The organism is Rhodoligotrophos defluvii (genome assembly GCF_005281615.1).
In the GTDB taxonomy this organism is placed as follows: domain Bacteria; phylum Pseudomonadota; class Alphaproteobacteria; order Rhizobiales; family Im1; genus Rhodoligotrophos; species Rhodoligotrophos defluvii.
The window spans coordinates 800,511-823,660 of sequence record NZ_SZZM01000002.1 but is presented as its reverse complement, the minus strand read 5'-3'; the positions used below and the strand labels follow the sequence as shown (position 1 = coordinate 823,660).

Sequence of the window (23,150 nt, the reverse complement as noted above, 5' to 3'; positions counted from 1 at the left end):
TGAATTTCGCACATTTTTGTGCGAGAGTGCGGTCATGAAACGGGACCGGTTCATCTCGTCCATTCGTCGCCACTGTCGCAAGAACGGTATGGCCTTCGCGGTCGGCACCGTTGCTGGCAAGGGTAGCCACGGCAAGGTGCGTGTCAGCGACAGGGCGACAATCGTAAAGGATGGGGAGCTCTCGCCGGTGTACCGCCGAATTGTGCTTCGTCAACTCGGCTTGCCCGAAGACCTCGATTGAGGAGTGACTGACATGCTCTATGGGTTCCCCGCAATCCTCACCCCTGAGGAGGAAACTATCATCGTTCGCTTCCGCGACTTGCCGGAGGCAATCACCGAAGGCGCCACGCGCGCCGAGGCAATGGCAGCGGCAGTTGACTGCCTGGATGTGGCACTTCTGTTTCGTGCGCGGGAGGAAGAACCGATCCCGGAGCCGTCGCCCAAGGCGCGCGGCGAGGTCGTCGTCGCACCCTCCCCAGCTGTTGCAGCCAAGCTCATCTTGCGCCAGGCCTTTGTCGAGAGCGGGCTCAGCCAGTCGGAACTTGCCCGCCGCATCGGTGTCGGAGAAACGGAAGTGCGACGGATGCTCGATCCCGACCACGCCACCAAGATCGATCGACTCGACAGGGCATTGCGCGTGCTGGGCCGGCGTCTTGTGGTGGATGTGCAGGCGGCTTGAGAGGGGCCAATTTTCAATCATGCGGCCGCCTCGCCGGCATAGGGAGAGCCGTGCAGCGGCCCGCCCGGCTCGAGCCAGGCGGCCGGGACCGGCACAGGCATGTCCAAGAGCATCTGCGCAAACGCCTTGCCCTGCGGATCATGCCGCAGCGAGGCAATGCCGCCGCCATCGAGCGCGTTGTGCATGAGGAAATTGAAGCCAACCAAGCCGGGGAGGGGGAAGCGCTCGACCGGACCTTTCACAAGATGGGCGAAATAGCCGGCGACCGCCCGCGGGGTGACCGCCTCGGCAATCACGGCCAAGAAAGCGGGCCGGCGCGCCAGGATGCCGATATTGGCGAAATCGCCCTTGTCGCCGCTGCGGCCATAGGCTAGCGCGATCAGCGGCAGCTTGACCCGCGGGCCTTCCGGAACGGGGGCAGGGGCCGGTGCGGCAAGGTCTGACTGCGGACCGTCCGCGACGGCGTCTCCGTTCGGAATGACGGTCTCGACCGTTTGCTCCTCGCCGTTCACGACAACGCGAGGCGTGAGCCAGGTTTTATCCACCAGGCAGGAATAGAGCCGCACCACCGGCGAAACCTTGGGCCGCCCCGCCGCAAATCCGGTGATACCCTGGGCCATGGCGGTGGCGCTGGGCAGAAACTCGCGGGAGAAGATCTCGCAGGCCGCCTTGTCGTCGTGATGCACCGCCGCCTTGAGGATCACCTCGCGCGAGCGGGCGCCCCGGCCATGGGGCCCGTAGGTGTCCTCCGCCCCCAGCACCTCCACCGATACACGGCGGAAATCACTGAGGCCGCGTGCCGCCATGAGACGGCGGCTTCGCGTCAGGACCGCCTCGGCGGTACGCCGCGCCTTCGCCACCGCATCGCGTCCGCCGATCATCAGCGTGCCAACTGCCTTGAAGCCGTCCGGCGCGGTGATGCTGGCCTTGTAGTGCCGGGTGGGCGCGCGGCCGCGGGCACCGGTCACCTGGACCCGGTTTGATCCCACCTGCGTGAGATGAACGTCGCGCCAGTCGGCCACCACGTCGGGTAGGATGTAGGCGGCCGGGTCGCCAATCTCATACACGATCTGCTCGGCCACCGTTTCCGGTGTCACCTTCCCGCCGGTGCCCGAAGGCTTCGTCACCACGAAAGTGCCGTCAGCGCTGCACTCCACGATGGGCAGGCCCATATCGTCCCAGCCCTCGACCTCCTGCCAGTCTGTGGCAAGGCCGCCTGTGGCCTGGGCACCGCATTCGACGATATGGCCGGCGAGGCTGCCCATGGACAGGCGGTCATAATCGGTCGGCCCCCAGCCGAAGGCATGGATCATCGGCCCCAGCACCAGGGCGCTGTCCGTGCAGCGTCCGGTGATCACCACATCCGCACCCGCCGCCAGCACCGCCGCAATGGGGAAGGCGCCGAGATAGGCATTGGCGCTCCACGGCTTGGCCGGCAGGGGAGCACCCGTAAACATCTCGGTCACGCCTTCATCGCGCAGCCGGTCCATCACCGGGGTGACATCGTCGCCCAGCACCACGCCGATATTGAGCGACACGCCCGCCGCCTCGAACTTGGCCGCCAGGGCATCCCTGCAGCCGAGAGGATTGACCCCGCCTGCATTCACCACAACACGAATGCCGCGTTCGGCAAGCTCCGGTCCGAGAGCGCCGATCGCCTGCACGAAATCAGGCACGAAGCCGCCTGCCGGATCCTTGGCCCGGGCGCGCGCCAGCAGCGACATGGTGATCTCGGCGAGGTAGTCCACCACCAGCACGTCGATCTGCCCGGAGCGCACGAGCTGGGCCGGCCCCTCGCCGGTGTCGCCCCAGAAGCCGCCGCCGCAGCCGATGCGCAGGATCTTGTCTCGACGCGCGTTCATGTCAGCGCCCCGTCCAGTTCGGTGGGCGCTTCTCCTGGAAGGCGCGCATGCCCTCGCGGGCATCCTCCGTGCGCGCCATCATCGGCAGCATCAGCTGAGCGAATTCCAGCGCCTCGCGCATGCTCATGTCCTGCATGGCATGGAAGCCCATCTTACCCAGGCGAATGGCGGTGGGTGAGCGCCCGGCGATGCGGTTGATGAGATCATCCACCGCTGGATCAAGCTCGGCAGCGGCCACCACCTTGTTGACGAGGCCTGCCTCCAGCGCCTCGGCGGCGGTGAGCGCGTCCCCCGTGATACACAGCTCCATCAGCCGCCGTCGCGAGAGCGTGCGCATGAGATAGGGCAGGATCATCATCGGGAAAAGCCCGATCTTCGATTCCGGCGTGCCGAAGGTGGCATGGTCGGCGGCAATGGCGAGATCGCAGGCGCAGAGCAGGCCGAGCCCGCCGGCCAAGGCATGGCCGTTCACCCGGGCGATGATGGGCAGGCTACAGTCCTCGACCAGCTTGAACAGATCGACCACATAGTTGCGAGGATTGGCGGGGTCGACCACGAAGGGAATGCCCTCAGCGGTCGGGTTGAGATCGCCGCCCGCGCAGAACGCCTTGTCACCAGCCCCGGTGAGCACGACCGCGCGGACGCCATCGGTACCTTGCGCTTCGGTGACTCCGCGCCCGATGGTGCGAATGACCGCCTCATTGATGGCGTTGCGCCGCTCGGGCCGGTTGATGGTGATCCACAGCGCGGGGCCGCGGCGCTCAACGAGAACTGGGTCGGACATGGCTACCACGGGATGAGAAGTTCTGTGACTGTGCTTGATGAGTTCGACTCATCAAATCGCTTTGACATAGAGCCTCATACGCTGGAGGAAATCTCGAACCTCCGCGTGTTGAGAGGAAAGTTGAAGCCCGGCGGCCGCGGGCGCTCACACCCAGCTTTTCTGGCCTCCGCGGCTCTCGGCCTTTATGAACATTTGCCTGTTTCCTCCTCGGTTGGCCCCTCCGGTGCTCTTGTTGCAGCGCCCGATACGTTGACTTGGCCCCGCTTATCCGCTTAAGTGAATTGGCCTCATTAATTGACATCCGCGGCTGGGTGTCAATCCCAAAAACGTCGAGGTGACGGGAACAGAGTTCGGGGGAGCACGGGGTGGAAACGACGGAAACGCCACAGTTCGGATTGAGCGACGAGGAACTCGCCGCCTATGAGTCCGTGTTCAGGAGCGATCTCTTCGCCGGCCGAACGGTCCTCATCACCGGGGGCGGGTCCGGCCTCGGCAAGGCAGCGGCCTGGCTATTCGGGCGCCTCGGTGCGACCGTTATCATCGCTGGCCGCAGACTGGATCGGCTCGAAGCGGCTGCCGCCCCGATGAAGGCGAATGGCCTGCGGGTAGAATGCTGCGTGGCGAATATCCGTGAGCGCGAGTCGGTCCAGGCCCTGTTCGACGAGGCAGCGATCCGGGTGGGGTTGCCGCACATCCTCATCAACAATGCCGGCGGCCAGTTTCCGCAAGCAGCCATCGATTACTCGGTCAAAGGCTGGAACGCGGTCATCGACACCAACCTGAACGGCACCTGGGGCATGATGCAGACCGCGGCACGGCGCTGGCGGGATGCCGACCTCCCAGGCTCGATCGTGAATATCGTCACGGTTGTGGAGCGCGGCATGCCGGGTGTCGCGCATACCTGCGCCGCCCGTGCCGGCGTCATCGGCATCTCGAAATCGGTCGCCGTGGAATGGATCCCCTACGGCATCCGAGTGAACTGCGTGGCCCCCGGCGCGATCATGACCGAGGGCCACGTGGTCTATTCCGACGAAGCGCGCGAGAGCTACAAGCGCTCCAACCCCATGCTGCGCTTCGGTGATGCGTTCGACGTGGCGGAGGCCTGCGCTTACCTCGCCGGCCCCTCGGGCAAGTTCATCACCGGCGAGACGCTTACCGTCGATGGCGGCGGCCGGCTTTGGGGCGAGTTCTGGGCGATCCCCAAGCCCGACTACTTCAAGTAGGCGATCCGCGGCGCAGCGGGCATCAGCGGCGGATCAGCCGGGTTGCGGAGAAGGGCAGGGAGCGAATGCGGATGCCGGTCCCGGCGAAGATGGCGTTGGCCACCGCCGGCGCTGTGGTCGGCACCGCCGCCTCGCCGACCCCCGTGGGCGGTGCGTCCGACTGCACGATATGCACATCCACCGGCGGCATCTCGCCCATGCGCAACGGCTGCAGATCCCGCATCGTGCTCTGCGGAACGCGGCCCCCCACCAGCGTGATGCCGCCACGCAAAGCGAGATTGAGGCCGAAGCCCACACCGCTTTCGATCTGCGCCCGGACAATCTCGGGGTTGACCACCGTTCCGCAATCGACCGCGCAGCTTACCCGGGTCACGCGGAGGCTGCCTTCCGAGGGAAAGTCCACCTCGGCAATCATGGCCACATAGGTTCCGCGGGTTCGGTGCAGCGCAACGCCGCGATAGCGCCCATTTCGCACCGGCCCATCCCAGCGCGTGCGCGCGGCAACCAGATCGAGCACTCGGAGGTACCGCGGGTCGCGCGTTAGAATGCGCCGGCGATAGGCCACCGGGTCTTCCCGGGCAGTATAGGCCAGATCGTCGATGAAGCTCTCGATCACATAGGCGCAATGGCCATGGGCGCCGGAGCGCATTGGCAGCACGGGGATCGGGCATTCGGCACCGCGGAATTCGACCCGCAGGTCCGGAATGGCATAAGGCAGCTCGGTGCAGGCCTTGAACGTCTCGCGCCAACGGCTTTCCTCGCCTGATCCCAGGTTGGGCAGGTCATGAACGGTTTGGCCGACCACACTGTGATGCCAGGCCTGGATGCCGCCCTTGCGGTCCAGGGCCGCGGTGACCCGATGCAGGTACATCGGCCGGTAATAGCCGCCCTGGATGTCGTCTTCCCGGGTCCAGAGCAGCTTGAGCGGCTGCGACAGGCGGAGCGCCTTCACGATATGCGCCGCTTCCACCGCCACATGACCGTCGCACGCGGCGCGGCGCCCGAACGACCCGCCGGCATAGACGGTGATCACCTCCACGCATTGCGCATCCAGCCCAAGAACGCCAGCCACGCTGGCCTGGTCAATTTCCGGAACCTGCGAGCCGATCCACAGCTTTGCATGCTCGCCCTCGGGTTGAAGGACGGCGCAAACCGGCTCCATTGGACAGTGCTGCGCGAAGGGAAAAAGGAAATCCGCCTGGATCGTCATCTGGGCGGCTTTGGTGTGGGACTTCACATCGCCTTCATCGTGAATTGCCGTGCCGCCCTGCTCCAGTAGCTGGGCGTAATAGCGCGCGACGTCCGGACCGCTGCGGGTCTCTGCTTCCGTCTCATCCCACGCGATCGAAAGCAGCGATCGAGCCTTGATCGCAGACCAAGTGTTCTGGGCAACCACCGCCACGCCCGACGGAATCGGCACCACGTCCACCACGCCGTCGACCGTCCGGGCGCGGTGGTCGTCGTAGTGGGCGATCTTCGCGCCGAACCTTGGCGGCCGGGCGACGACGGCGACCAGCATATCCTCCAACCGCAGGTCAGCCGCATACATCGCCGTGCCGCTGGTCTTCGGCTTGGTGTCGAGCCGCCGGAACCGGCGGCCAATATGGCGATAGCGGGCCGGCCGCTTGAGCTCGACCGTGACCGGCAATTCGAGTGCGCTCGCCGCGGCGGCAAGCTCGCCGAAACTGCTCGTGAGCCCATCGGGCGACACCACCTTGCCTTCGCTGACGGTAATATAGCCCTTGGGAACCTTCCAGCGCCGGGCAGCTGCAGAAACGAGGAGGGCCCGGACGATGGCCCCCGCATGGCGGTATTGCAGGTAGCTGTTGGCAAGCGATGTCGACGCGATGGTCACCTGCTGGCCACCGATGAGCAGATTGCCGTAAAGCATTGGATCCACAGGCGCAAACTGGGTTCTGATCTGCTCGTGCCGGGCATCCATCTCCTCGGCGACCAGTGTTGCCAAGGCGGTCTCGATCCCTTGGCCCATCTCGAGATGCTTGACGATGACCGTGATCCCATCATCCGGCGACAGCGCGATGAACGGGTTGGGATGCAGCAGGATGTGCTCTCCGCTGGCGGGATGGGCCCGGACGGCCGGGACCCAGCCGCCAATGATCAAGGCCCCAGCAGCGCCTCCGGCCATTTTGATGAAGGCCCGGCGGTCATACCGTTGGACGGCGGGAAAGCGAGCGTCCCTACCAGACACGGCCATGCTCATCGCTTGATGATATTGGCCGCATGGTGGACGGCCCGCCGGATGCCGAGGTAAGCGGTGCAACGGCAGATGCTGCCGTCGAACGCCTGGTCGATCTCGCGATCGCTGGGCTGTACATTCGTCGTCAGAAGCGCGATCGCCGTGATGATCTGGCCGCTTTGGCAGTAGCCGCACTCGGACAGATCGGCCTCGCGCCAAGCCTTGAGCACGCCGTCGGCCACCGCGCCCGAAATACCTTCTATGGTGACGATGCTCGCATGCCCCAATCGGGCGATGCGCAGCTGGCAGGAGCGGCGCGGACGGCTACCGACGAGCACGGTGCAAGCCCCGCAATCACCCGTGCCGCAGCCATACTTGGTCCCGGTGAGCCCTAGCACGTCGCGGAGGATCCACAGAAGGGGCGTGTCCGGCTCGGCCTCTACCCTATGGACGGTGCCATTTACTCGTATGGAAAAACGCATGTACCACCCGGAGTCCGACATCCCCACAACATCGTTGGCTTAAGGCCAGGGTGGCGCGTGAGCAGCCACGCGTATCCGGGGAACGCAGATACATCCTATTTGGATATGGGCGGATATTATACAACTTTCACGGATCTAGGCGAGAGGTTTCCTCGATAGCGATGCCGAATCCGGTCAGACCCACATAGTGACGGGAGGTGGTGGCGAGGAGATTGATGGATGTCACCCCGAGATCCCTTAGGATTTGCGCCCCAAGACCGACGTCTCGCCAGGCCTGCTCGCGCGCGGCATCGCTGTTGGCCGGCTTGCCGTCATCGTCCTGCTCGCGGCGATAAACCGCAGCCGGAACCCCCGCCGCGCCCTCGCGCAGATACACCAGAACGCCGCGTCCCTCGCGACGGAACCTCTGGTAAACCGCGGTCAACACCTCGCGCTGGCCGAAAATATCGTCGAGAACGTCTTCCCTGTGAAGGCGGGTTGGAACATTCCGCCCCCCGGATACGTCCCCGAAGATCACCGCCAAATGCTGCACGGCGTCGAATGGTGTCGAGTAGGCGATCGCCCGGGCCGGCCCGATGGGTGTCTCGATGACCAGGTCGGCGGTGCGCTCCACCAGTCGCTCGCGGGCCTGGCGATAGGCGATCAGGTCATTCACGGAAATGATTTTGAGCCCATACTCGCGGGCGAAGCGCAGCACATCCGGCCCGCGCTTGACCGTACCGTCGTCATTGACCAGCTCGGCAATCACCCCAACCGGCGGCAGGCCGGCAAGCCGCGCGAGATCGACCGCCGCTTCCGTATGGCCGGAGCGCATGAGTACGCCGCCGCTCTTGGCGATCAGCGGAAACACGTGCCCCGGGCGGACGAAATCCTCCGCGCCGGCATTGCTGTTGGCGAGGGCCCGTACCGTGTTGCAGCGCTCTTCTGCGGAAATGCCCGTGGTGAGGCCCGGGCGGTAATCTACAGAAACCGTGAAGGCAGTGCCCATAGGGGCGTCGTTATGCGACACCATAGGGTCGAGCCGCAGCCGCCGCGCCTCTTCCGCGGTGATCGGAGTGCAGATGATGCCGCTGGTGTGCCGAATCATGAACGCGAGCTGCTCGGCCGTGGCGCGCGACGCAGCCATGATCAGGTCGCCCTCGTTCTCCCGGTCGGCGTCGTCCACCACGACTACCATCTGGCCAGCCTTGATCGCCTCGACCGCCTGGTCGACGGGGTCGAGAGCCATGTTTTGCTCACTCATACGGTCGAATTCCTGCAAAGCGAAAGGAGCGGGGCGCTATTCGCCCCGCTCCTTAACCCGCATCACGCCTGGCGGCAAGATCAGCCGGCCTTGCTGAACAGCTCCTCGACATATTCCCAGTTGATGAGGTTGTCCACGAAGGCCTCGAGGTATTTGGGCCGGGCATTGCGGTAGTCGATGTAGTAGGAGTGCTCCCATACGTCGACCCCGAGGATCGGCACACCGCCATGCACCAGCGGGTTCTCTCCGTTCGGCGTCTTCATGATCTCCAGCTTGCCATTCTTCACCGCGAGCCAGGCCCAGCCGGAACCGAATTGCGTAGCGCCGGCATTGAGGAAGTCGGCGCGGAACTTGTCATAGCCGCCGAGATCGCTGTCGACGGCCTTCTGCAGTGCGCCGGGCAGGTTCTTACCGCCGCCGCCCTTCTTCATCCATTTCCAGAAGTGGATATGGTTGTAGTGCTGGCCGGCATTGTTGAACAGGCCCTGATTCTTGCCATAGGAGCCCTTTACGATCTCCTCCAGAGACTTGCCTTCCAGTCCCGACCCCTCGAGCAGCTTGTTGCCGTTGTCCACATAGGCCTTGTGGTGCTTGTCGTGGTGGAACTCCAGCGTCTCCGCCGACATGTAAGGCGTCAGGGCGTCATAGGCGTAGGGCAATGGGGGAAGTTCAAAAGCCATGAAACAAGCCTCCTCGGACAGTTATCTTGGGGACGGCACTGCCGGGAGCAGCGCCGCGAGACCGGCATCGACACTAGCGCATAAACCGGACGAAAGGGAATATCCGAGCAGGCGAAGATGATCCCTTCTCGTGCACATCATCGGCCATGAGCCACCGCGTCAAAGCGCCGTCATCTTGCGGCCCAAGTCGTAAGAATGCTGGAGGTCGTTGGTTGCGGTTCATGACAGTGGGGGTGCATGAGACGACCAGGTGTTTGGCTGGCGTTAATGCTTGCCACCGTATGCCCGGCAGGTGCGGCGGCCCTGCCGGAGGATGTTCCCGAACGGCCGGAGGTTCTCCGCGAGGTCAGCGAGGTTGCCGAGGCCACGATCGTGCTCGCGCGCGAAACGGCAGTGGCGCCGGCCCTGCATCACCGCCTGCGCGAGGATGCCAAGGAGATAGTGAAGGCGTTCCTCGCCGAAGCCGAGGCCGAGCACCGTGAGGTGCGCCGGACGGATCCAGACAGCGTCCCGCCGACCTTCAGCCTGCTGGTCGAGCATCAGCCCTCGCTCGTGTCGCGGGATCTGGTCAGCCTCCTGATTTCCTCGGAAGTGTTCACCGGTGGCGCTCATGCGGATTTCCGGCTCGAAGGCATCATCTATGATCTCCGTCGCAAGGTGTTCGTGGAGCCTGAGGATATTCTCGCCGGCGGCTACGGCTGGCCGAATAACGAACGGCTGCTTAAGGAGCTCGTCGCTACCAAGCTCAGGGCGCAGAAGCGCGCACGTCTTAGGGATGAATATGATGCTGAACGGGACGAAGCCTGGCTGAAGGGGCTGACGCTGCCATTGGAAGCGGTTACGCTCGTGCCTTCGACCGAGCCGGGCAGGATCGGCGGCCTGGCCTTCCATTTCGCCCCCTATGTAGCGGGACCGTACGCGGAAGGCAGTTACCGGGTCGATGTGGCGGCCCGCGAACTCGCGCCGATGCTGGCGCCGGCCTGGCGAGCCGCGTTTGCCGGCGAGCCCATCTCGCTCGTTCACGTGCGCGGCTCCGCCATTGGCGAGCCGGCCTTCGTGCTCATTGCCGAACCTCAGCCGGACAGCGTGGTCGGCAGTTCGATCAGGATAGCCGGGGAAGCGCCGGCCTATGTCCTGGCCGGCGGCTCGCTCAAGGCCACCATCAGCCGGTCCGACGGCGGCCTCCTGGCGGAGGGGAAGCTGGCGGCCGACCGCAAGCGCCGTCCGAGCGGCACGGCCCTGGGCATGGTGCCATTCGCGGGGCAGCTCGAGGTTACCCAGGGCGAGGGCGCAGCGCTCATCCGCATCGGGAATTACAGCGGCCCCACCTTCTCCGTGACCATTCACCGGAAATGACCGCTTGCCCGATTACGCTTTCCCTGAATGGCCAAGAGCAATAGCCTCCTCTCAGATGGTCAGTGAAAATGGGAGGAGCGCGTGGAGCTGCACGGCATTCATCATCTGACGGCGGTGACCGCGAACGCCCCCGGCAATCTTGCGTTCTACACGCGCATCCTTGGCATGCGGCTGGTGAAGAAGACGGTCAATCAGGACGACGTCAGCGCCTACCACCTGTTCTACGGTGATGGCATCGCCTCCCCGGGAAGCGACATCACCTTTTTCGATTTCCGCACCAAGCCGGCGCGCCACGGGGTGAACAGCATCTCCCGCACGGCGCTGAGGGTCGCAGGCGAGGAGAGCCTGCTCTGGTGGGCGCAGTGGTTCACCGAGCACCAGGTGCCCCATGGCGAGATCCGTCCGCTCGGCGGCAGGCAGACACTGGATTTTGAGGATCCGGAGGGCACGCGCCTGCGATTGGTGGACGACGGCGGCGAGGGTGCAGCTCACCCCTGGGCCGAAAGCCCCGTGCCCACCGCGCACCAGATCCGCGGTCTCGGGCCGATCACCCTGAGCGTGCCCGATCTCGTGCCGACCGAACGCGTGCTGACCGAAGTTCTGAACATGCGGCCTGCCGGGGCCTACACCACGCCGAATGTGGAGGGCTCGACCACCCACGTGTTCAAGATGGGCCCGGGCGGCGCAGCTGCCGAACTGCACGTGGCGGTGGAGCTGAACACACCACGCATGCACCCGGGCGCTGGCGGCGTCCACCATGTGGCGTTCCGCATGCCCGATGAGGCCTACATGGACTGGGCGCGTCGGCTGGAGACCGTAAGATTGCCATCGAGCGGCCCCATAGATCGCTTCTATTTCCGCAGCCTCTATTTTCGCGAGCCCAACGGTATCCTGTTCGAGCTGGCGACCGACGGACCCGGCTTCACCGCCGACGAGTCGGTCGAGGAGCTCGGAACGCACCTGTCGCTGCCACCTTTCCTCGAGCACCGGCGGGCGGAAATCGAGGCCAATCTCAAGCCGCTGTGAATGGTTCCGGCCCGACGAATATGGGGCCTGGCAAGCAGGTTAGGACGGGATCCTGATTCAGAAGATCATACGGCTCTGCTCACTTCAGCAGCTCGCCGGAAATGATCATCTTGCGCACCTCGGTCGTGCCAGCGCCGATCTCTAGCAGCTTTGAGGATCGATAGAGCCGGTTGATTTCCGATTCCCAGATATAGCCGGACCCACCATGGATCTGCACCGCTTCCGAAAGCACGCGACCCATGGTCTCGGCCGCATACATGACCGAAGCGGCGGTCAGTGCATGGATCTGACCACGGCCGCCGCCACCGATTTCCAGGTTGTTGGCTTCCGACAGCACGCGATACGTGAAGGTGCGGATCGTCTCGGTCCAGACATACATGTCGGCGATCTTGGACTGGACCATCTGGAACTCGGCGATCGGCCGGCCAAACTGCTTCCGGGTCTTGGCGTATTCGATGGAAAGCTCCAGCGCCCGCTCGCACACCCCGAGACAGATCGGGGCGATCATCGCCCGCTCGAGATCGAGACCGCTCATCACCACCGACACACCCCGGTTCTCACCCCCCACCATGTTCTCCGCCGGAACGCGGCAGTCCTCGAACACCAGTTCGGCCGTCTGGCTGCCGCGGAAGCCCATCTTGATGAGCTTCTGCGCCACCCTGAAACCGGGAAAGTCCTTCTCCACAACGAAAGCGGAAATGCCCTTGGGGCCAAGATCCGGTGCCGTCTTGGCATAGACCAGCAGCACGTCGGCGACCGGCCCGTTGGTAATATAGATCTTGGATCCGTTCAGCAGGTAGTGATCGCCCTCGCGCCGGGCGGTGGTGCGCATGGAACCCAGCGCGTCGGAGCCCGCGCCTGGCTCCGTCAGGCCCAGCGCACCGATCTTGGTTCCCTGGCACAGACCGGGCAGATACTTGCGGCGGATGGATTCGTTGGCATTGCGGTAGATGTTGTTGAGGCAGAGGTTCTCGTGCGCAACCCAGGACAGGGCCAGCGCATGGTTCCAGCGCGAAAACGCCTGCAGGACAAGCCCGCTGGTGAACAGATCCGAGCCGGAGCCGCCATGTTCCGGATCGACCGTGATCCCGAAGAACCCGGCCGCGCCGATCTTCGGGAAGATGTCTTCCGGCCACCACTCCTCGTTATCCATACGCTCCGACAGCGGATAGAGCTCGTTGCGGGCGAAGCGGTCCGCCGCATCCAGGATCTCCTGCTGCTCCGGGCTGAGGTCGAAGGCATAGTGCGCGTTGTGCAACGAGGCGGCGGGGGCCTGTCCACCCATGAATGTCTCCTCCAAAGGCAGTGCCGTCTTGGCGCGGTGGCAAGACATTAATGAACTCAATTCATCATGTCCACTCGCCTCGTGCCCAGGATCACCCGGCTGGGCACGTGAAGCTCCGAGGTCGCACCGCAATGGCTGACGCTATGGACGGCACGATTTTCCCAGATTTCGGCGACCATCCTCTTGACAAACCGAGCCACGTGCCGTCCGTTCTGTCGAGCACGCATAACCCATGCGGACACAATGAGTGAAGTTTTCCAACGCCGGCAAATCTTCCGGCTGTCGCGCGAACGGCGGGTGGCCGACATCATGGAGGCTGCCAAAGCCGTGTTCCTCGAGCACGGCTATGATGCAGCGCTCATCTCCGAGATCGCGGCGCGCGCCGATGTGGTGGAAGGCACCATCTACCGCTATTTCGAAAACAAGCGCGACCTCATGATCAAGGTGGTCGAACGCTGGTATGACGAGATGCTGGCGGATTTCGATGAGCAGCTGAAAGGCATAACCGGCACCTGGAATCGGCTGCGCTTCATGATTTGGAAGCACCTCTCGTCGATCAGCAAGGAGCCGGCTCTGTGCCGGCTCGTCTTCCAGGAGTTGCGCCCCGGGCCGGAATATCGTTCCACCACGGTGTTCGAGCTGAACCGCGAATATACGCGGCGCACCCTGGAGATCGTCGAAGCTGCCATGGAGAGCGGCGAGTTCCGCAAGGACGTGCCCCTGCGCATCGTGCGTGACATGATCTTCGGCTGCGTCGAGCATCATACCTGGGCCTTTCTGCGCGGGCATGGCACGATCAATGCCGATGAAGCCGCGGACGCGATCACCGAGATCATCTATCGCGGGCTTGCTGTGCAGCCAAAGGCGATGGCTCAGCCGAGCCTGAACGAGGTCATCATGGAGCGTCTCGAGCGGGTGACGGCGCGGCTGGAGGCGCTGGAGGCCGGGAGATGCGGGAGCGCAAACTAGCTCACCGCTTGGGCGTGGCCGCGCCGGCCGGCGGCGCGGCAAGCGGCTGCAAGCCCACGGTGTCCTCGCCATGATGGAACGCAATGCCCATCCTGAAGCTGTTCGCGATACGCTCAGCGCGCATGATAAACGCCGGCGCGAGCTCCGCCGGAACATGCGCTTCGACCGTTGACCGGAAGTGGAACAGCCAGCGCAGAAAATGCTCGTCGCGCAGGCGCCCGAGCATGAGATGCTTGGCAAGCGGCCGGCCTTGGTAGCGCTTGGTGCCAAGCAGAAGCGACGACCAGAAATTGGTGATGATCTCGAGATGCGCCGGCCACTCGTCCGGTGCGATCTTGCCGTGGAAGATCGGCCCGATCAGAGGATCGGCGCCCACCCGCTCGTAAAAGGCATGGATCACGCGCGCAATGAGCGCTTCGTTCATTGCAGCTCTGGTATGAAGCGGTTCCAACGTCATCGCTCCTGTTATTCCCATGGCCGATGAGCAGGCTCGGCCCGCTATATGATGCGTCAAGTTCGGCGGTCAACGCGGCGAAACGCGGGGCCAAGGGAGAATGACGGCTTCTGCCATGCTCACGGCTCGTATAGAAGGCGCTGATGAACCGAGGCTTCGATCAGGATCCCACATGACCCGCCCAGAGAAGCTCGACCTAGATGATCTCGCCAGTCGGGTTATTGCCGGCGAGCGCGCAGCCCTGGGCCGCGCCATCACCCTGGTGGAAAGCCGTCGCCCAGATCACGAGCGTGCTGCCCAGGAACTCCTCCTGAAACTGTTGCCGCATTCCGGCAAAGCCTATCGCGTCGGCATCACCGGCGTGCCCGGTGTGGGCAAGAGCACCACGATCGACACGCTCGGCCGCAACCTGACGGCCAGGGGGCACAAGGTGGCCGTGCTGGCGGTGGATCCCAGCAGCCAGCGCACCGGCGGATCGATCCTCGGCGACAAGACCCGTATGGCGGGTTTGGCCATGGACCCCAATGCCTTCATCCGCCCGTCGCCCGCGGCCGGCACCCTCGGCGGCGTCGCCCGCCGCACGCGGGAAAGCATGGTGGTTTGCGAGGCCGCCGGCTTCGACGTCGTCCTGGTCGAAACCGTCGGCATCGGCCAGTCGGAGACCGCGGTTGCCGACATGGTCGACTTCTTTCTTGTGCTGCTGTTGCCGGGCGCCGGCGACGACTTGCAGGGCATCAAGAAGGGCGTGATCGAGCTTGCAGACATGCTGGCGGTGAACAAGGCCGACGGCGACAACGCCGCGCGCGCCCGCCGGGCCATCTCCGATTACCGCGCTGCCCTGCAGATCCTCGTGCCACCCGGCGCGGCGTGGACCCCGCCCGTCCTGGCCATTTCGGGACTCAACAATATCGGCCTCGATGAGATGTGGGCCGAGGTCGAGCGCCATCGCGCCCTGTCCGAGAAGAGCGGGGCACTGGGTGCGCGCCGGAACGAGCAGCAGATCAAATGGCTCTGGTCCATGCTGGAGGAGGGCATGATTCAGCGGCTGAAGAGCGATCCGCGGGTCAAGGCTCGGCTCCCGGTCCTGGAAGCGGACTTGCGCCAAGGCCGCACAACCGCGACGCTTGCAGCAACCGAGATCCTCAAGCTGTTGGGGATTTAGACCGATTTTCCCGCGCAAGGCAGCACGGAGCAGCCGGCAGGGATCTTGCAAGTCGCTCGACAGGAGGACTGTGATGCCTAGTTTTTCCCGACGCGGGATGATCGCGGCCGCTGGTTCGGCCTTGGCCGGTTTGGCGCTGCCCGCATCCGCAGCTGGTGCAGGTAACCGGGAAGCCGTCGGCCCGGTCATGGACGCAAGCGCCCTCGACCTCAAGCCGGACAGCCCCGATGATCAGAGCGCGGTCATGCAGGCGGCCATCGACAAGGCGTCGGACCGCAACGCCGTTCTGATGCTGCCCGCCGGTCGCTATCGGGTGGCGGGATTGAAGGTGACCCGCCCCGTGTCCATCGTCTGCACGCCGGGCGGCGCCCGGCTCGAGCGCAACGGCAATGGCCCTGTTCTAACCCTGTCCGGTAAGAGCATCTACTTGCGCAACCTCACCCTCGACGGTGGCGATGCGGCGTCCCAGGATCCTGTGCTGCGGGCCGAGGCCGTGACGGATCTGTGCCTCGACCGGCTGACGGTGACCCGCTCTCGTGGGGGCGGCATCTCGCTCTTGCGCTGCGCCGGCACGGTCTCCGAATGCGCGATCACGGAGGTAGCGGAAACCGCCCTGTTCGCGCTGGATTCAACCGGGCTCGAGATCTTCCGCAACACCATCAGCGCCATCGGCAACAATGGCATCCAGGTCTGGCGCAGCACGGTCGGCGAGGACGGGACCAAGGTCTCGGAAAACCGCATCAGCGCCGTGCGGGCCGACAATGGCGGCTCCGGCCAGAACGGCAATGGCATCAACATCTTCCGTGCCGGCTCCGTATCGGTCAGCGGCAACCGCATCACCGACTGCGCCTTCAGCGCCGTGCGCGTAAATGCCGGTTCGAATGCACAAATCATCGGTAATTCCTGCGAGAGGCTTGGCGAGGTCGCGCTTTATGCCGAGTTCGGCTTCCAGGGCGCGGTAATCAGCAACAATCTCGTGGACAATGCCGCCCTTGGCGTCTCCATCACCAACTTCAATCACGACGGGCGGTTGGCGGTCTGCTCGGGCAACCTCATCCGCAACCTGTTCACCCGGACGGAGGGCGAATCACGGGGCGTGGGCATCGCCATCGAGGCCGATGCGGCAATCACTGGGAATGTGATCGAAAAAGCCCCGCGCGCCGGTATCATGGTGGGCTGGGGCCGCTATCAGCGCAACGTCGCGGTCACCGGAAACATGGTGCGCGACGCGCTCTGGGGCATAGCCGCGTCCGTGGCGCCTGGCGCTGGCCGGGTACTGATCGCCCAGAACCTGCTCGCAGATTGCTCGGAAGCGGCGATCATCGGCCATCAGAACGGGCGCGGCGTCACCGCCGATCTCGCCAAGGCGGCGGCAGCCGACGTGCCCGTGAACCTCACCGTCTCGGGCAATTCCGCCTAAACTAAATCACGGCGCGGCGCGGATCTCGCCGACCATCTCGCCCTTGCGGCTGAGCACGGGCCGGGTGGCGAAGTTGGCGAGGCAGGCCTCCTCGTCAGCCGTCCATATGGGCAGTTTGCGGAGCAGCACCGCCATGGCTATGGTCGATCCGCACGGTGCCCCGTCCAGGCATTTCAATGCAATACCCAGACCCGCATGGGGCAGGCTGGCCACCAGGAACCCTTCCGCCCCGGACTTCACGAATACGCGCGGCACCGCGGTCATCAGGTCGGTATCGAAGCGGCCCGTGCCCGCGATCATATAGGGGTGGGCACGCGCCGCGGCGATGATTCGGGCTGCGGCGGCGGCACGTCCGGAGCCAATCCCTCGGCCCGTTGCCAGCCGGGCGAAGCCGAGCGCGGTGGCACGTAGGGGCAGGGCCCAGGTGGGCACCGAGCAACCATCGATGCCGCGTGGGGCTTGCGACGCCTGCACACCGCAAAACGCGCTCAGCGCCTGCTCGACGGCTTGCTGCACCGGATGATCCGGTCTCACATATCCGGCCAGGGGCATGCCGTTGTGGCGGGCATAAGCCAGCATGCCCGCATGTTTTCCCGAGCAGGGATTGTGGATCGGTCGTGGCACTTGGCCGGCTTTGATCATGGCATCCGCGGCCGGCTTGTAGATGGGCCAGTCGGCGCCGCACTCCAGCGCCGTTTCAGAGACACCCGCCTTGCTCAGCATTCGCGCGACGGCGCCGATCTGGCGCGGCTCGCCGTTGTGCGACGAGCACGCAAGAGCGATGTCGGCCTCGTCGAAACCGAAGGTGTCGGCCGCACCGCTTTCCAGCAACGGGATCGCCTGGAACGCCTTGACCGACGAGCGGGGGTAGTCCGGCTGGTCGATGTCGCCGCCGCTGAGCACGAGCTTGCCGTCGGCATCGGTCACTGCGAAGGCAACCAGGTGCCGGCTTTCCACCGCGTTGCCGCGGGTCACCTCTATCTCGATCGGATCGGGCATGGAGCTCGCATCTAATGTTGCGGTTCGACCCTTAGCGTCTCGGCGAGCCGATGCCAATCGGGTCCTTTGTCATTGCTCATCGCGGTTGCGTCGTCCGTGGAAAGCTGCATAGCTGAACACGGCAATCCGGGGGAATGAAAAGGGAAACGACTGGGGATGACGGGAACGAGCGTAGTCGTGATCGGCGGCGGACAGGCGGGCTATCAGGTCTGCGCGCAGCTGCGCAGTGAGGGGTTCGAGGGCGAAATTCATCTGGTTGCCGGGGAACCGGCAATTCCCTATCAGCGTCCGCCACTCTCCAAGGCGTATCTCCTCGGTAAGACGAGCGCCGCCGACCTGGTGTTTCGGCGCGAGGAATTCTATTCCGCCAACAGGATCGACCTGCATTTGGGTGTCACGGCCGAGGCCATCGATCGGAGCGCCCGCACCGTGCTGTTGTCCGACGGCGGGCGCCTGCCTTACGACTGGGTCGTGCTCGCCACCGGCGCCCGCAACCGGGCCCTGCCGGTGCCCGGTGCCGATCTCGGCAATATCCTCTATCTCCGCACAATTCAGGACACCGATTACCTGAAGGAGAGGCTCCACGAGGCCCGCTCCGTCGTGGTGGTCGGCGGTGGCTTCATCGGCCTCGAATTCGCCGCAGTGGCGAGCATGCTCGGCAAGGAGGTCGCGGTGGTCGAGATGATGCCGCGGCTGATGGCCCGCGCCGTACCGCCGGCCATTTCGACCTTCTTTGAGGAATTGCACCGGAGCCACGGTGTCTCGCTGCTTCTGGGCGATGGGGTGCGCGCCATTACCGGCGAGAACGGCATGGCAAAGCGTGTGGAGACCAGCAGCGGCCGCAGCCTGGCGGGAGACCTGGTGGTGGTCGGCGCCGGCGTGCTGCCCAATGACGATTTGGCGCGCGCGGCGGATTTGGCGGTGCGCGACGGCGTGCTGGTGGACATCACGCTACGCACGTCGGACCCCTCGATCTTCGCCGTGGGCGACTGCGCCCGTTTTCCGCTGCCCGGTGGCGGCGATCCGATCAGACTGGAGTCGGTCCAGAACGCCACCGATCAAGGCCGCCATGTAGCAAGGGTGATCGCCGGGCGTGACGGCGAGTATGAGGCGGTGCCCTGGTTCTGGAGTGACCAGTATGACATCAAGCTGCAGATCGCCGGCCTCTCCCAAGGCGCAGACCGCGCGGTGAGCCGGGGCGACGTGGCCGCCCGACGCTTTTCCGTATTTTCCTTCAAGGCTGGGCGGTTGATCGCGGTCGATTCCATCAACAGCCCCGGCGATCACATGGCCGCCCGCAAGCTGCTCGGGGCCGGCCTCTCCATCACCCCGGAACAGGCAGGCGATCCGGCCTTCGATTTGCGCGCAACAGCGAAGGCGGTGAGCGCATAGTCGAGGCTTCAGATTACGGCTTCGATGAGAAACGGACCGCGATTGGATAAGGCACCGGAGAACAGCTTGTCCAGCTCCTCTGCGGTCTCGGCCCGGGCCGCGTCCACCCCGAAGCTGCGGGCGAGCGAGAGCCAGTCGAGCGCCGGCTCGTCCAGGTTCAGCATGCGGCTGGCATTCCGCCCGAACGAATTGACGCCGACATTCTTCATCTCGTCCTGCAGGATCGCGTAAGCCCGATTGGAATAGACCACGGTCACGACGTCCAGGTTCTCCCGGGCCTGGGTCCATAGTCCCTGGATCGTGTACATGGCGCTGCCGTCCGCCTGAAGCCCCACCACCTTGCGGTCAGGGCAGGCAATCGCCGCGCCGGCGGCAAGCGGTGTGCCGATGCCGATGGCCCCGCCCATGAGCGGTAACACCTCGTGGGGCCGCGCGCCGGGGGCAAGGGCGTGGAATGCGCCACCCGAGGTGATGGATTCATCGCAGACGATGGCGTTCTCCGGCAAGAGCCGCGCGATGACGGTCGACACCGCATCCGCAGTGAGCCGGCCGGTGGGCATCGGCAGGTCGGGCGTGGTGAGGGATGGCGTTGCCACGGGTGCATCCGGGCGCACACCGAGCGCGTCGGCAAGATGCGCGAGCGTTGCCTCGAGATCCTCGCCGAGCGACGCCAACGTCACCACCTCGCATTCCTCCGGCAGCAAGGTGCTGGGTTTGCCCGGATAGGCGAAGAATCCGACCGGGGCGGTTGCCCCGCACAGCACAACCACGTCCAGATGGCTCAAGGCCGCGATCGCGGAATCAACCCGGTAGGGAATGGGCTTGGGGGCGACACGGCCAGCGCCGCCCTCGTTGCGGCCGGAGCGTTGCGCGAAGAGGTCGACCCCGAGGGCTTGGGTGATCCGCCCCGCCATCTGCAGGGCCTTGCCCCGGTTGGCCGCGCCGCCGATGAGCAGTGCGGCACGGCGGCCGGACCGCAGCGCAGTGACGGCCTGAGCTATCCGATCGGGCGGGGCCGGTCGCGGCGCTGGCATGGCCACCGGCACGATCTCCTCGGGCGCGATGCTGTTCCATGCGGCGTCTGCCGGCAGGATCATGGTGGCGATGCCAGGCGTGGTACACGCGGCGAGATAGGCTTGCTCGACCGTCTGGCGTACGTCTTCGGCCCGCACGGCGCGCCCCACCCAGTGGGACATGGGTCGCGCCAGGCTCTCGATGTCGCTGGTGAGCGGCGCGTCATGCTGCAGGTGATAGGTGGCATGATCGCCCACGATATTGACCATCGGGGTGCGGGCGCGCCGGGCGTTGTGGATATTGGCGAGCCCGTTGGCGAGCCCGGGTCCGAGATGCAGGAGCGTGGCCGCCGGCCTTTCGGCCATTCTGGCGTATCCGTCGGCAGCGCCGGTCACCACCCCTTCGAACAGGCCGAGCACGCAGCGCATTGCCGGCTTGCGGTCGAGCGCCGCCACGAAATGCATTTCCGAGGTGCCGGGATTGGCGAAGCAGACGTCTATGCCATTGGCCAGCAAGACGTCACAAAGGCGATCGGCACCGTTCATGAAGCCTCCCGCCGGCCTGCGTCCTGAATGGCCTGCCAGACACGCTGCGGCGTCGCCGGCATGTCGATATGGTCGATGCCAAAGGGGCGTAGGGCATCGACGATGGCATTGATGATGGTCTGCGGCGCGGCGATCGCGCCGGCCTGACCGGAGCCCTTGGCGCCGATCGGATTGGCAGCGGTCGGCACCTCGACGAAGCGGATGTCGAGCTCGGGCAGGTCTTCCCCCCGCGGCACCGCATAGTCGGTAAAGGTCGCGCTGATCAGCTGCCCCGACTCGGGATCATAGACCGAGTGCTCCATCAGTGCCTGGCCGATTCCCTGCGCCAGCCCACCATGCACCTGGCCCTCCGTGAGCAGCGGATTGAGCAGTCGCCCGAAATCATCCACTGCCACATAGCGCAGGAGAACGACTTGCCCGGTTTCCGGGTCGACCTCCACCTCAGCCACATGGCAGCCATTGGGGAAGGTGATCGTGTCACAGATATTCGCGCCATGACCTTCGAGAGGCTCCTCATCCCCCGACTGCGCAACCGCCCGGGCAATCGAGGGAAGATCGATGCTGCGGGCCGGGCCACCCGGTTGCGGCGCGCAGACGAAGGCGCCGTCCGTGTAGGTGACGTCCTCGGGCACGGCCTGCAGCAGCCGTGCGGCAATCGGACGGGCCTTGCGCAGCATGTCCTCTGCAGCCAGCAACAATGCGGTCCCGCCCATATGCAGCGAGCGCGCCCCACCATGGCCGCCGCCGCGTGGCACGCGCCGGGTGTCGCCCTGCACGAAATGGAAGGTGTCGAGCGGCAGGCCTAGGCGGTCCGCCACCAGCTGCACGAAGCTGGTTTCATGCCCCTGGCCGTTGGAATGGGTGCCTACCGCGAGCTCGATGGTCCCATCCGGCGCAAAACGAATCCAGGCCTCCTCGTTGGGCTGGCCCCGTGCCGTTTCCAGGAAGCACGCCACGCCGAGGCCGCGCAGGCAGCCGCGGGCCGCGCTTTGCGCCTTGCGCGCGGCAAAGCCCGCCTGGTCGGCGGCCGCGAGCACCCGATCGAGATTGTCCGCGAACCGGCCGCTGTCGATCACCGCGCCCATGGCATTGCGATACGGGAATTCGCGGATGAAGTTCCGCCGACGAAGATCGACCGGGTCCAGGCCGAGCCGGTGGGCGGCAACATCCAGGATGCGCTCGATGATGTAGTTGGCCTCGGGCTTGCCCGCGCCGCGATAGGCGTCGATCGGCGCCGTGTTGGTGAAGGCGCCGTGCACCTCCATGGCGATGGCGGGAATAGCATAGAGCCCGCCCATGGCCGGTGTTGGAGCGAGGGTGGAACTGCCCGGGCCACCCGATGAGACATAGGCCCCGAGATTGGCTATCGTCTCCACCCATAGCCCGAGGATACGGCCGTCCAGATCGAGGGCGAGCCGCACCCTGGTGAGGTTATCGCGGCCATGCACGCCGCTGGTGAACTCGTCCACCCGCTCCGCCGTCCAGCGGATCGGCCGCCGCAGCCGCTTGGCCGCCCAGAGCAGCAGCGCGTATTCGGGATAGGTCACGTTCTTCATCCCGAACCCGCCACCCACATCGGGAACCGTCAAATCGATCTGGTCATGGGGAACGCGGAACACCCCATCGGCCAGTTCCCGGCGGATCGAGTGGACGGAGGCGCCGCTCAAGGTCAGGAGATAGCGATCGGACGCCTCGTCCCACGCACCGACCGCTGTCCGCGGCTCGAGCGCTGCGGCTGCGATCCGATTGTTGACGAGCGAAAGCTCGACCACATGTGCGGCGCCGGCAAAGGCGGCGGCGGTCTTCTCGAAATCGCCGCGCTTGTAGTGGAAGGCCAGGTTGCCGGGCGCCTCGTCCCAGATCTGCGGCGCGCGGTCCTCCAGCGCCCTACGCGGGTCGACCACCGCGTCCAGGATATCGTAGTCGACGTCGACATGGTCCAACGCTTCGCGCGCCGCCTCGCGGCTATCCGCGACCACCAGGGCGACCGGGTCGCCCACATGGCGCGCCCGCTCGATGGCGAGGGGATAGCGCGGTGGCACGATCAGCGGCTCCTCGCTGCGTAAATCCATATAGCAGGGCAGGGGGCCGATACCGTCCGCCAGCAGGTCGCGCGCGGTGAACACCCCACGCACACCCGGCACATCTTCAGCCGCCTCGGTGGCGATGGAAACGATCCGGGCATGGGCATGCGGCGAGCGCAGCACGGCCGCAAACAGCTGACCTGCAAGGGGAAGATCGTCCACATAGCGGCCCTTGCCGGTAACAAACCGCTCGTCCTCTACGCGGCGCAGTGAACGAGGATCATCCGCAGCCGTGATCATGCTGTTCTTGTCTTCTCCGCCGCCCTGTCTGGCATCCATCCTCGATACCCCGCT

20 protein-coding genes are annotated in these 23,150 nt (G+C 65.3%); 9 read left to right on the top strand and 11 right to left on the bottom strand.

Annotation, left to right across the window (positions count from 1 at the left end; translation table 11 throughout):
* Positions 1 to 34: 34 nt before the first annotated feature.
* Both E4P09_RS12965 and E4P09_RS12960 read left to right on the top strand, forming a co-directional pair.
* On the top strand, positions 35 to 241 hold the full coding sequence (locus E4P09_RS12965; protein WP_137390000.1) for a hypothetical protein: 207 nt from the start codon (positions 35 to 37) through the stop codon (positions 239 to 241).
* Between the two features lie 12 nt (positions 242 to 253).
* Positions 254 to 679 (top strand): helix-turn-helix domain-containing protein, encoded by a 426-nt coding sequence (locus tag E4P09_RS12960; RefSeq protein ID WP_137389999.1) that lies wholly within the window; start codon positions 254 to 256, stop codon positions 677 to 679.
* Positions 680 to 696: 17 nt separating this feature from the next.
* Here the strand turns inward: E4P09_RS12960 and E4P09_RS12955 are convergent, their stop codons facing one another.
* Both E4P09_RS12955 and E4P09_RS12950 read right to left on the bottom strand, forming a co-directional pair.
* Positions 697 to 2,541 carry an acyclic terpene utilization AtuA family protein gene (locus tag E4P09_RS12955; RefSeq protein ID WP_137389998.1) on the bottom strand — a complete coding sequence of 615 codons (1,845 nt, stop codon included), beginning with the start codon at positions 2,539 to 2,541 and terminating at the stop codon, positions 697 to 699.
* Between the two features lies 1 nt (position 2,542).
* On the bottom strand, positions 2,543 to 3,325 hold the full coding sequence (locus E4P09_RS12950; protein WP_137389997.1) for an enoyl-CoA hydratase-related protein: 783 nt from the start codon (positions 3,323 to 3,325) through the stop codon (positions 2,543 to 2,545).
* Positions 3,326 to 3,690: 365 nt separating this feature from the next.
* Here E4P09_RS12950 and E4P09_RS12945 point away from each other — a divergent pair, with 365 nt between their 5' ends.
* Complete coding sequence (locus tag E4P09_RS12945) at positions 3,691 to 4,548, top strand: SDR family oxidoreductase (protein ID WP_137389996.1); 858 nt, start codon at positions 3,691 to 3,693, stop codon at positions 4,546 to 4,548.
* 22 nt (positions 4,549 to 4,570) lie between these two features.
* On the opposite strand, the gene E4P09_RS12940 is transcribed toward E4P09_RS12945, so the two are convergent.
* The 4 genes from E4P09_RS12940 to E4P09_RS12925 form a co-directional block, all read right to left on the bottom strand.
* Positions 4,571 to 6,757 (bottom strand): xanthine dehydrogenase family protein molybdopterin-binding subunit, encoded by a 2,187-nt coding sequence (locus E4P09_RS12940; RefSeq protein ID WP_170984402.1) that lies wholly within the window; start codon positions 6,755 to 6,757, stop codon positions 4,571 to 4,573.
* Positions 6,758 to 6,765: 8 nt separating this feature from the next.
* Positions 6,766 to 7,248: a (2Fe-2S)-binding protein gene (locus E4P09_RS12935; RefSeq protein WP_239025158.1), complete on the bottom strand. Its 483-nt coding sequence runs from the start codon at positions 7,246 to 7,248 to the stop codon at positions 6,766 to 6,768.
* A 106-nt stretch (positions 7,249 to 7,354) separates the two neighbouring features.
* The gene (gene ribB / locus E4P09_RS12930) at positions 7,355 to 8,470 is read right to left on the bottom strand and encodes a 3,4-dihydroxy-2-butanone-4-phosphate synthase (RefSeq protein ID WP_137389994.1); all 1,116 of its coding nucleotides are present in this window, start codon (positions 8,468 to 8,470) and stop codon (positions 7,355 to 7,357) included.
* 80 nt (positions 8,471 to 8,550) lie between these two features.
* Positions 8,551 to 9,150: a superoxide dismutase gene (locus tag E4P09_RS12925; RefSeq protein ID WP_137389993.1), complete on the bottom strand. Its 600-nt coding sequence runs from the start codon at positions 9,148 to 9,150 to the stop codon at positions 8,551 to 8,553.
* A gap of 267 nt (positions 9,151 to 9,417) precedes the next feature.
* Between E4P09_RS12925 and E4P09_RS12920 the strand changes: the two genes are divergently transcribed.
* Positions 9,418 to 10,506: a DUF3298 and DUF4163 domain-containing protein gene (locus tag E4P09_RS12920; RefSeq protein WP_137389992.1), complete on the top strand. Its 1,089-nt coding sequence runs from the start codon at positions 9,418 to 9,420 to the stop codon at positions 10,504 to 10,506.
* 81 nt (positions 10,507 to 10,587) lie between these two features.
* The gene (locus E4P09_RS12915; RefSeq protein ID WP_137389991.1) at positions 10,588 to 11,532 is read left to right on the top strand and encodes a ring-cleaving dioxygenase; all 945 of its coding nucleotides are present in this window, start codon (positions 10,588 to 10,590) and stop codon (positions 11,530 to 11,532) included.
* Between the two features lie 79 nt (positions 11,533 to 11,611).
* Here E4P09_RS12915 and E4P09_RS12910 read toward each other — a convergent pair whose 3' ends face one another.
* The gene (locus tag E4P09_RS12910) at positions 11,612 to 12,817 is read right to left on the bottom strand and encodes an acyl-CoA dehydrogenase family protein (protein WP_137389990.1); all 1,206 of its coding nucleotides are present in this window, start codon (positions 12,815 to 12,817) and stop codon (positions 11,612 to 11,614) included.
* Between the two features lie 243 nt (positions 12,818 to 13,060).
* Between E4P09_RS12910 and E4P09_RS12905 the strand changes: the two genes are divergently transcribed.
* The gene (locus E4P09_RS12905) at positions 13,061 to 13,786 is read left to right on the top strand and encodes a TetR/AcrR family transcriptional regulator (RefSeq protein WP_137389989.1); all 726 of its coding nucleotides are present in this window, start codon (positions 13,061 to 13,063) and stop codon (positions 13,784 to 13,786) included.
* A 1-nt stretch (position 13,787) separates the two neighbouring features.
* Here E4P09_RS12905 and E4P09_RS12900 read toward each other — a convergent pair whose 3' ends face one another.
* A complete protein-coding gene (locus E4P09_RS12900) occupies positions 13,788 to 14,210 on the bottom strand; it encodes a group III truncated hemoglobin (RefSeq protein WP_239025157.1) in 423 nt (140 codons plus the stop codon).
* Between the two features lie 202 nt (positions 14,211 to 14,412).
* Here E4P09_RS12900 and meaB point away from each other — a divergent pair, with 202 nt between their 5' ends.
* Together meaB and E4P09_RS12890 are read left to right on the top strand one after the other, a co-directional pair.
* Positions 14,413 to 15,402 (top strand): methylmalonyl Co-A mutase-associated GTPase MeaB, encoded by a 990-nt coding sequence (gene meaB / locus E4P09_RS12895; protein ID WP_137389987.1) that lies wholly within the window; start codon positions 14,413 to 14,415, stop codon positions 15,400 to 15,402.
* 73 nt (positions 15,403 to 15,475) lie between these two features.
* On the top strand, positions 15,476 to 16,822 hold the full coding sequence (locus tag E4P09_RS12890) for a TIGR03808 family TAT-translocated repetitive protein (protein ID WP_137389986.1): 1,347 nt from the start codon (positions 15,476 to 15,478) through the stop codon (positions 16,820 to 16,822).
* Between the two features lie 6 nt (positions 16,823 to 16,828).
* Here E4P09_RS12890 and E4P09_RS12885 read toward each other — a convergent pair whose 3' ends face one another.
* A complete protein-coding gene (locus E4P09_RS12885) occupies positions 16,829 to 17,821 on the bottom strand; it encodes an asparaginase (protein WP_137389985.1) in 993 nt (330 codons plus the stop codon).
* Between the two features lie 156 nt (positions 17,822 to 17,977).
* On the opposite strand from E4P09_RS12885, the gene E4P09_RS12880 reads away from it, so the two are divergent.
* On the top strand, positions 17,978 to 19,213 hold the full coding sequence (locus E4P09_RS12880; RefSeq protein ID WP_137389984.1) for an NAD(P)/FAD-dependent oxidoreductase: 1,236 nt from the start codon (positions 17,978 to 17,980) through the stop codon (positions 19,211 to 19,213).
* 8 nt (positions 19,214 to 19,221) lie between these two features.
* Here E4P09_RS12880 and E4P09_RS12875 read toward each other — a convergent pair whose 3' ends face one another.
* Entirely contained in the window at positions 19,222 to 20,772 is a 1,551-nt protein-coding gene (locus tag E4P09_RS12875) for an acetolactate synthase large subunit (RefSeq protein ID WP_137389983.1), read from the bottom strand.
* Positions 20,769 to 23,135: a xanthine dehydrogenase family protein molybdopterin-binding subunit gene (locus E4P09_RS12870; protein ID WP_205042098.1), complete on the bottom strand. Its 2,367-nt coding sequence runs from the start codon at positions 23,133 to 23,135 to the stop codon at positions 20,769 to 20,771. The genes E4P09_RS12875 and E4P09_RS12870 overlap by 4 nt, the downstream gene beginning before the upstream one ends.
* Positions 23,136 to 23,150 lie beyond the last annotated feature (15 nt).